The sequence below is a fragment of the Mesorhizobium sp. dw_380 genome (genome assembly GCF_018588885.1).
Taxonomy (GTDB): Bacteria; Pseudomonadota; Alphaproteobacteria; order Rhizobiales; family Rhizobiaceae; genus Mesorhizobium.
On the sequence record NZ_JAFFIW010000079.1, the window covers coordinates 1 to 8,566 of the forward strand.

Genomic DNA, 8,566 nt, shown 5'->3' on the forward strand with positions numbered 1-8,566 from the left:
CAGCAGGCTGGCAGCTTTCGCCGCGAGGACTGTCAAAACGGACATTCATTTCCGCACACAGATGGTCTGGATCTGACCCGGTGACGACCTTCTTGAGGTCACGGTGCAGGGTCTGCACAAGGGTGGAAGCTGCCATTCGAGCCGGAAAGCGCGCCATAGGGGGAGATGAACCGAGTTTAGCGAAGGCTGGCCTTCATTATGCGGTTGCATATCCGCTGCGTGCTTCCTGGCGCGAACCGTCCGCTGTGAAAGGGCCGTTTGACAGCCACACCCGGAGACGTTGGTCCTGATCGGTTAAATCTTGCTTGGCGACGCTTCATCTGCCGTAAGGGCGCGCGCTCGCGTGCCGGAGACAATAATCTCCAGGACCTCGTGCTCGTCGGTGTTCCTGATGTAGCGGTCGCCGACGTTTTCTCCGCGCTTCAGCACCATCACGCGGTCGCCGACCGTGAAGATGTCTACAAGGCGGTGCGAGATGATGATCTGGGCGACGCCCTGCTTCTTCAACTCCAGCATGGTCTCGAGCAGGCGCTCAGTGGCCATGACAGAGAGATTGGCGGTCGGCTCGTCGAGGATCACCACGCGCGGCTGGAAGGAAATCGCGCGCGCAATCGCCACCGATTGCTGGCGGCCGCCCGACAGGCTCTCGACCTTCTGATAGACGGAGTTCACGTCGACCTTGAGCCGCTTCAGCACGCTGTCGGCTTCCGCGTACATTTTCCGCCGATTCACGAAAAGGCCCTTGCGCGGCCAACGGCCGAGGAAGATGTTCTGGCCGACGTCCATGTTCCCGCAAAGCGCGAAATCCTGGTAGATCATCTCGATGCCGGCGTCGCGGCTCTCGTGCGGGCTCCTGAAGTGGACCGGTTGTCCGGCAACGAAGATTTCGCCGGCATCGCGCTGATAAGCACCGGTCAGGATCTTCATCAGCGTCGACTTGCCGGCCGAGTTATCGCCGACGAGGCCGAGGATCTCACCCGGATAAAGCACCAGGTCGACGTTGCGGAGCGCCTGCACCGCCCCGAAGACCTTCTCGATGCCCCGCATTTCCACGATCGGTGCAGGCTTGGTCGTGTCACGCATGGGTGGTTTCCGCCATTTTTTTGCGCCTCGCGAGGCGCGCCCGCAGGCGGCCGAAGATGTTGGCTTGGCGCACCCAGATGTCGATCAGCACAGCGACGATCAGGATGCTGCCGATGAAGACGTTGATCCAATGCTGCGGCATGGTGAAGCCCTGGACGTTGAGCTGCAGAAGCGCCCGGACCAAGGTGATCACGGCCGCGCCCGCGAGCGCGCCGATGATCGTGCCGTAGCCGCCGAAGATCGACCCGCCGCCAATGATGACGGAGGCGATGGCGTCGAGCTCGCGGAACTGGCCGGCGACCGGGTTGAAGCTGCGGAAGTAGGCGACGTTGATGATTCCGGCCATGGTCGCGCTGAGCGCCGCCAGCATCAACGAGAGGAAGCGCACCCGGCTGGTGTTGATGCCGGCGTAGGCGGCGGCGCGGATGTTGCCGCCGGTGGCGTAGACCTTCTGCCCGAACGGCATGTAGGCGAGCACGACGCCGGCAATGAGGGCGACGAACAGCATCCAGATGGTCTGCACGCTGACCACCTCGGCCACCGTGCGGAAAATTCCATCTGGAAGCGAGATGTCGAAGTGGAGGAGGATGTCATTCACCTTGCGGCCGAGCAGGTTGTAGCCCTCAGGCCAGCCGGTCAGTTGCTGGCCGGCGACGAACCAGGCCGCGAGGCCGCGGGCGATGTAGAACATTCCGAGCGTGGCGATGAATGCTGGCAGCTTGAGGCCGACCGTGACGGTCGCGTTGACGAGCCCGGCGACCATTCCCGCGAGCAGGCCCATCGCCACCGCGGTGACTGGGTCGGCACCGAGCACCTTCAGGAAGTAGGCGGCGGTGCTGCCGGCGAGGGCGAGGACCGCCCCGACCGAGAGATCGATGTCGCCGGCGGCGATGACATAAGTGAGCCCGATCGTGATCAACGCCAGTTCGGTGTAGTTGAGCAGGATGGCGAAGGTGTTGGACAGGTTCCACCAATAGTCGGGCCTGAGAGCGAGGCCCGTCAGCCACAGCACCGCGGTTAGTATGATGGCAAGCGCGTCGCGTCGGGCGAGGAACTTGCCGAACCCGGCGGCCGACAGCGCTATGTCGGTCGCCATCGCGCCCTTGGTCTGCACCCCCTCGATCGCGATGCCGCCGATCTCGTAGGCCGGTGGCGGCGGTCGGCCGCGGACCCAGGCCCAGAGGCGCCCGGCCACCTGGCGTCGGATGAGATAGGGCTCGATGAGCACTGCGACGATGAGCAGCAGCCCGAGGAAGACTGGCACCGCGCCGACCGGCAGCGAGAAGACGGCGTTGACCGTGATTTCCTCGTCGCCGATCTTGATGGTGCGGGTGATCGGCCAGCCCTCGCGCAGCAGCTTGTCGAGCAGCACCACCAGCATGGCCCCGAGGCAGGATCCGGCGACGCGGCCACGGCCGCCGAGGATCGAGGCGCCGCCGATGATCACCGCGGCGATCACGGTCAACTCGCCGCTGACGCCGTAGAGCGGGGTCACACCCTTGTCCTGGGTAGCCGACAGCAGGCCGGCGAGGGCCGCGCATAGCGAGGAGATGAGGTAGGCCCGGATGCGCACCCAGTTCGTCGGGATGCCGGCATAGACCGCCGCCTGCTCGTTGCCGCCGGTGGCGAAGGTCTCGTAGCCCCAGCGCGTCTTGGCAAGCACATAGGCGCCGACCACAGCGATCGCGGCGAAGACCACGATCTGATTATTGAAGCCGAAGACATTCGTCTCGCCAAGGTGGAAGAAGAGCGGATAGTCTTTCGCTTTGGCGGGATAGTAGATTGCCTGGCCGTGAGTGAGCGCGAGCACGAAACCGCGGCCGATGAGGAGCATCGTCAGTGTAGCAATGAACGCCGGCACCTTTAGGATGGTGACGAGAACGCCATTGATGAGGCCGATCACCGTGCCAAGGAACGCGCAGAGGATCACCGAGGTGACGATGTCGAGATCAAGAAAGCTGGGCGCGAACAGCCTGGCGAAGGCGACGGCGACCAGACCATAGGTGGAGCCGACCGAGAGATCGAGATCCTTGTTGACGATTACGAAGGTCATTCCGACCGCGATGATGGCAACCCGCGAGGTATCGCGCAGTAGCGCATGGAAGGCCTCCGTCGACCCGAAGAATGCCGGGTTGACGAAAGCGCCGCCGAGATAGAGCAGCAAAAGCAGGGCGAGCAACCCCGCCTCCCAGCCGCCGACAAGCTGAGGCGGCGCACGGCCGGACGATGTGGTCGCGATGGGCGCCATGGGTCCCCTATGATCGTTGCCGTCGCTGCGGGGGAGCCAGCGCCCTTCCGCAGCGATTTCAGATGTTCCGAGCCGACCTCAGTTCTCGAAGCGCTTGCCGACTTTTCCCACAGTCTCCTTCGTCACGAGTTGGGCGCGCGTATCGAGATTGGCAGCCGCGATGCCGCGATCGATCTGCAGATAGAGCTGCATGACGGGCCAGAAACCCTGCAGGAAGGGTTGCTGCCCGAGCGCCCCGGTCAGGTCGCCAGTCTTCAACGCATCCTGCTGAGCCGGACCGAGGTCGAAGCCGTAGGCGCAGATTTTGCCGGTCTTTCCGGTCTGGGCGACGGCCTTGGCGAGCGCCGGCGTGAACACGTTGTTGCCGGCGAACGCGCCGACGACATCGCCGCGCGATTCAAAAAGCGTGACGATGCCGTTCACCGGATCGTTCGGATTGGTATCGATACCGGTGTTCTCGGGACCTGCGTCAACCTTGAAGGCGTCAAGCTTGCCAGCGGCCTTCAAGCCCTTGACGATCGCATTGAAGGCCGAGGTGACGCGATTGTTCACCTCGATATTACCCATTGAGGTCGACGACGGCAGGACGATCGAGCCCTTCTCGATACCCTTGTCCGCCAGGCACTTGACCAACGCCTCGCCGGCAATCGCGGCAGCGGAAGCCTCCTGGCCAGTGTGGCCGATGCTGCTGCGGTCGAGGATCGTGGCGTCGAAGGAATTGGTCGTGGCTACCGGTATGCCCTTCGCCTCGGCCGCCTTGACGATGTCGTTATAGGCTCCGACCTGGGGTGTTGTCATGATCAGCCCGTCGATCGTCGGATCCTGCACGATCTGGTTCAGGATTTCGATCTCGCGGGCTGGGTCGTCGGTCGGCGATTCCGAGCCGAGCAACAGGACCTTGGCGCCGATCAGGTTGCCGGCGACGGTCGCGCCGACATAGACCGGATCGAAGAAGCCATTGCCGGCCGTGTGGGTCACGATGGCGAACGTGAGGTGCCCGTCAGCGGAGTGGAAATTTTTGGTGCCGGGCGCCTCGGCCGCAGCGTCCTTGAAGCTGTAGCCGCCGACCGCCTTATCGACGCCGCCCGATTGTGCATAGGCGTTCGACACGCCAAGCGCTAACGCCGCGGCGCACGCCGCGAGCGAGAAAATGCGTTTCATGATCATCCTCCCTTGCAACCAACGGTCGGAAGCCGTTCGGCGCATTATTCAGGGGATTCCGAATGCTTCCTCCCACCCGTAATATTCTACCCAAAGCCTGCCCACGTAAATAGTGCTCCCACTTTCACCGACGAATTGGTTTAGAGCGGAAAAGCATCCGCCGTCGAAAGGTCACCTGACGCAAGTGAAGGCCGGCTAAGAGTTCGGAAGGCTTTTGGCCGGCGAAGCGCGATCCCGAACGGCAGTCAGCTCGACATGACGGTGTTCGAGAAGAAGATCGACGCCGGGGCAGCGGCGATACGGGAAGCGATGACTCATTCAGTGGACGCCGATCCGCTACTCGCAAGCGAGGATGGATACAGCACAATCGTCGCCAGAAGTCGGCCAATGCGAATGACCGCAATTGTATAGTGACACGCCTTTGGCTGTCCCACCTGGGAAGGACCGTTTCTGGCGCGAGTACGACGTTGGTGATGGATCCTGCAATGTCCGCTTTCGAGAAGCCGGAAAAGCAGTTTCTATGACCGACATTGCGGCGCGAAGCAGACGCTAACAGGTGGAGCCCCGAACGTCGTTCTTGGTCAATTGCCGGCATAGACGAACGAACTGTTGGGCGCGTTTCTGACTCTCAGTCTTTGACCCGGAATTGCGAGCCTGACTCATGCACCGCGCGATAGGTGCAACACATTTTTTGGCCTGAAATCGTCGATGGCACTCGCCCGTATCCACAGCCATCCGGCCAGCCAAGCGATGGCTATCGCAAGAACTACCAAGCCCAGGTCAAGAGCCAACTCCGGCACGAACGCACGGAGCGCGATAGGCACCGCGCCGATGAAATAGAGAGCGAGTGGAATGCGCGACACGCCTTTTCCAACGGCAAGAGAGATCACAAACGCCAGCGTTCCAAGCAGAAAAAGCAACGAACTGGCGACTAGAGCCAGTCCGAGCGGCCCGGCTCGCAGGTCCATGATGGGGGTTGGCGGAAGTTTCGAAAATACGAGATTGATCACCACTTCCACACCTTCCAAACTCGCAAGCGCAAAGAAATTGATGACAAACGCGATAGTGCCGAATAGGCCCGTACGCCGGCCAAACGCAAGAAACAAGGCTATGACAAGACCAAGCGCCAATATCTCGGCGAGCGGCGCGAGAAGTTGGGTTAGATCAGTGGTCGCGATGAGCGAACTGCGTTTAGCCGCGTTGACCAAAAGAACAAGCGCGCTTCCCACTCCGGCGACGGCGGCAAGCCGATAAAGCGTGACGCTGGGTACAACTGCGCTCGACTGAACAGTCCGGAAATTCTCCTTATGCTGAGGCTCTTCGGCTGGCCCCTGGGACGACGTGAGCGATTGCGGACGGCGAGATTCGGCGTTTCTGGCGAGCATGTTCGTTTCCTCCATTTGGGTATTTGGCAGCCGCGAAGACTGCAGGCCTGTTCCGACCCCATCTGTAATCGCTGCTTACATGCCTTAGTGCGAATTGTAAACAGTGATTACATTTTTCGAGATTTCTTGGTATAGAGGCGAAAATCCAGCTCGATGGAACGAGGGACGAAATGCCAAAAGCCAAGACGCCTCATCGCACCGGTTACCATCATGGCAATTTGCGGGAGGTCCTGATCGATGCCGCGGTTCAACTTGTCGAGGAAGGCGGCCCCGGCAATGTGAGCGTGCGCGAAGCCGCAAAGCGGGCGGGCGTTTCTCCCGGCGCACCCTTCCGTCATTTCGCCAACAAGACCGCATTGATGACTGCTGTCGCAGAGCAGGCAATGAGCCGATTCCGCTCGGAGATTACGAATGCTGTCGAGAACGTAGCTACGGATGACCCGATTGAGCGCTTTGCCGCTGTTGGAATCGCCTATCTGCGCTGGGCAATTCGAAACCCCACCCATTTCCAGATCATCTCGACGCGGAGTCTTATCGATTGGGACAGTTCGGAGTCACTGCGTAACGATAACGAAGCAGTGCGTTCGCTGATGGAAAAGTCGATGGTAGAAGCGCAGCAACGAAACATGCTCCGGTCGACCGACATCGTAGAGACCCAGATAGCCGCGAGGGCGCTCGTCTACGGGCTCGCACGCATGTGCATTGACGGTCACTTTGCTCAGTGGGCGGTGGCTGGACATACTGCGGAGCGAACTGCGCAGAACGTATTAGAGCACTTCGTGACACTCATTGGAAACGACGCGCCCTAGTGGGATTAACTGCCGCTGGCCAACGTCTGGAAAGGCGGCGCATTGCTGCTCGGCAGCCTAGTGGCCCGAGAGCGGACTGGCAGCTCCTAGGTGTGGATCACGGAAAAGTTCGCGTTCGACGATTAAGAGCTGGATGACTGCTACCGACCTCTAGTCCGCCGTTCAACCGGAGATCGGGCTTGCCTGCAAGGCGTCGCTGGCAGGCACCCGTCGATCTATGCCAAATCGCAAGATCGGTCGAGCGCGACATATTCGGAAGGGCCTATCTGGTGTTGCCACGGAGGAAGAATACGATGAAGGCGGCGCTTGAAAACTACCCTGCCCGAATGCAGCGGGTGCTGGACCACATAGACCACCATCTGGACGACGATCTGGGCCTGGAAGTGTTGAGCGGCGTCGCGGCGTTCTCGAAATACCATTTCCACCGGCAGTTCACGTCCACCTTCGGGTTGTCCGTGCATCGCTATGTCCAGCTCGCCCGCATGAAGCGCGCTTCGTACCGGCTGGCCTACAGAGACGCCGAAAGCGTCACGGACATAGCGATGGATGCTGGCTACGACGCACCGGATGCTTTCGCCCGCGCCTTTCGGCAACGGTTCGGACAATCGCCTTCGTCGTTCCGAAAGTCTCCCGAATGGGAACCGTGGCTTGCGGCTTTCGGGCTTCTCGACAACGCTAGGAGCAAGCTCATGCAGAAGACTTATAGCCATGAAGATGTGACGATCCGTGATGTGGCCCCGACGACGGTAGCGGTCATGGAGCATCGGGGCGACCCCGCGACGATTGGCGATACCATCCAGCGGTTCATCGCCTGGCGAAGGGCCGCTGGCCTATCTTCCCCAAAGACCAGCCCAATCTTCAATGTCTTCCGTTCCGAGCGGCAGCCAGCATCCCCGGCCGAATACCGGATGGACCTGTGTGCGGGCATCGATTTCCCGATAGGACCGAATGACGAGGGCGTGGCGGCGGGCTTTATCCCCGGCGGGCGCTGCGCTGTGCTGCGCGTCGTTGGCAATACCGACAATCTGGAGCCGGCCGCTCTCTATCTCTATCGCGACTGGCTGCCGGCCAGCGGCGAAGAGCCGAGGGATTTCCCTCTCTACTGCCAACGCCTCGCCTTCTTCCCGGATGTGCCGGAGCATGAGACGGTCGCGGAGCTGTTCCTGCCGTTGAAATAATCCGCTGGACGGCGGCTTGTCCCTTCTGATCGTCAGAAGCGGACAGGCCGTTGTCCACCCATAGCCGGCCATCCCTGGCACCCTGGGCGAATGGCAGCTTCGGGAGCGGATGGCGTTGTGCGGGACGTCAGAGATGGGGCGCATACCAGACATTCAGTAGCGGACCGTCTGCACACCAGTCGTCTCATCCTTTCACGCGTTGAGAACAGCCTGCATATGCTCTGCGAGGTCAAGTTCGCCGCGCGCCTCGATCTCTAACAGATATCGGGCCTTGGCCAGGCGATCCACTTCCCTGACCGCAGGATGGCGAATTGGCCAGCGCCAGCAGACAAGCCTGCGGTCGGCCGCCGTCCTACGGCCGACGCTGGCGACGTTGGCTGCGCCGAGCCTGTAGACCAGAGGTCACCGAAAGGCCCGCGTCCCCCTCCGAGAACTGGGTTTTCTGTCGAGCATCTCGCTGCCGTCTCTGACTGCGCGCCCCTTCCCGGCCCAAGCTTCCTCAACTGCCGCCGAGCCGCCGCACACTGCATTAAGACACGGAAATGGTGGAGAAATCACGATACTCGCAATGTGCAGTAAACATCCACACATTGCAAAATCATCCTCTAAGTTATTGAAAAAACCACCACCCAACCGGTGCGCAAAGCCGCGCGCCCGACCTTGCTCAACCGGACGCTGAACGCCTTAAGCGAGTGCCGGATG

The 8,566-nt window shown here is 61.3% G+C and carries 6 protein-coding genes; 2 read left to right on the plus strand and 4 right to left on the minus strand.

The window, feature by feature from the left end; all coding sequences use genetic code 11:
- Nucleotides 1-294: 294 nt before the first annotated feature.
- The 4 genes from JT360_RS32345 to JT360_RS32360 all read right to left on the minus strand — a co-directional run bounded on the left by JT360_RS32345 (nucleotide 295) and on the right by JT360_RS32360 (nucleotide 5,877).
- Nucleotides 295-1,083: an ATP-binding cassette domain-containing protein gene (locus tag JT360_RS32345; RefSeq protein WP_214477374.1), complete on the minus strand. Its 789-nt coding sequence runs from the start codon at nucleotides 1,081-1,083 to the stop codon at nucleotides 295-297.
- On the minus strand, nucleotides 1,076-3,331 hold the full coding sequence (locus tag JT360_RS32350) for an ABC transporter permease (RefSeq protein ID WP_214477376.1): 2,256 nt from the start codon (nucleotides 3,329-3,331) through the stop codon (nucleotides 1,076-1,078). The genes JT360_RS32345 and JT360_RS32350 overlap by 8 nt, the downstream gene beginning before the upstream one ends.
- Before the next feature lie 78 nt (nucleotides 3,332-3,409).
- Nucleotides 3,410-4,492, minus strand: coding sequence for a substrate-binding domain-containing protein (locus JT360_RS32355; RefSeq protein WP_214477378.1), 1,083 nt, complete (start codon nucleotides 4,490-4,492; stop codon nucleotides 3,410-3,412).
- Between the two features lie 659 nt (nucleotides 4,493-5,151).
- On the minus strand, nucleotides 5,152-5,877 hold the full coding sequence (locus tag JT360_RS32360; protein WP_214477380.1) for a hypothetical protein: 726 nt from the start codon (nucleotides 5,875-5,877) through the stop codon (nucleotides 5,152-5,154).
- A 170-nt stretch (nucleotides 5,878-6,047) separates the two neighbouring features.
- Between JT360_RS32360 and JT360_RS32365 the strand changes: the two genes are divergently transcribed.
- Nucleotides 6,048-6,686: a TetR/AcrR family transcriptional regulator gene (locus JT360_RS32365; RefSeq protein WP_250889230.1), complete on the plus strand. Its 639-nt coding sequence runs from the start codon at nucleotides 6,048-6,050 to the stop codon at nucleotides 6,684-6,686.
- Between the two features lie 293 nt (nucleotides 6,687-6,979).
- The gene (locus tag JT360_RS32370) at nucleotides 6,980-7,864 is read left to right on the plus strand and encodes an AraC family transcriptional regulator (protein WP_214477383.1); all 885 of its coding nucleotides are present in this window, start codon (nucleotides 6,980-6,982) and stop codon (nucleotides 7,862-7,864) included.
- Nucleotides 7,865-8,566 lie beyond the last annotated feature (702 nt).